This window comes from Brevundimonas sp. (assembly GCF_018608325.1).
Lineage (GTDB): Bacteria > Pseudomonadota > Alphaproteobacteria > Caulobacterales > Caulobacteraceae > Brevundimonas.
Genome location: NZ_JABAZW010000086.1, coordinates 4,499 through 5,312, shown reverse-complemented (window position 1 = coordinate 5,312; position 814 = coordinate 4,499). Strand labels below are relative to the sequence as shown.

1 protein-coding gene is annotated in these 814 nt (G+C 67.4%); it reads right to left on the bottom strand.

The window, feature by feature from the left end:
* A partial coding sequence (locus QZ281_RS08670) for a cytochrome b (protein WP_292227265.1) occupies window positions 1–770 on the bottom strand: 770 nt, incomplete at its 3' end.
* Window positions 771–814: the final 44 nt, after the last annotated feature.

Below are 814 nucleotides of genomic sequence, written 5' to 3'. Positions count from 1 at the left end.
GGCGCGGACGCAGCAGCAGGCTTGGCCTCAGCCGTCATCGGCAGGCCCGGCTGAGCATAGGGACGTGCAGCAACGGCGCCCGCCCCGGCGATGACCGCGATCAGACCCACACCCACAATCCGATCAGCCCAGGGCGAGCGCGGCGCATGACCCAGACCAATATGACCGGACTTCAACCACGGCAGCATGTGCGACAGCACCCCGTCGCGATCCAGGAAATGATGCTTCAACGCCGCCCCGACGTGCAGGACGATCAGCACGACCGCCCCCCAGGCCAGCAGCGAATGCGCGCCCATCGCCTGGAAGGCCAGCGCCCGCTTCACGCCCGCAGGCAGATCAGCGACGCCCGGCAGATGCGGGATCGGGAACAGGCCGAACCAGCTGGTCGCCACCTCCAGCGCCCTGTCGTTCGACACGGCCCAGCCCGCCGACACATACAGCCACCCGGTCAGCGGCAGGGCCAGCATCAGGCCATAGAAGGCCACATGGGTCGCGCTGGCGGCGAACGCCTCCCACCGCTTCATCCCGCCCGGCAGCGCGGGCGGGCGGTGCGTCAGACGCCACACGATCCGCAGCACCGTCAGACCCAGGATCAGGAAGCCGATCGACTTGTGGATCTGGAACACGCGGTAAGCCAGCGCCTGCGTATCCGGCTGCGCAATGGCCGAGGTCATCCATAACCCCATCGGGATCATCGACAGGATGCACAGCGCGATCACCCAGTGCAGGGCGATGGCGACGGAGGAATAACGGTGGCTGGCGGCGGTCATGGGCGGTCTTCTGGGGCGGTCTTCTGGATCAGGCAGAAAAGCTT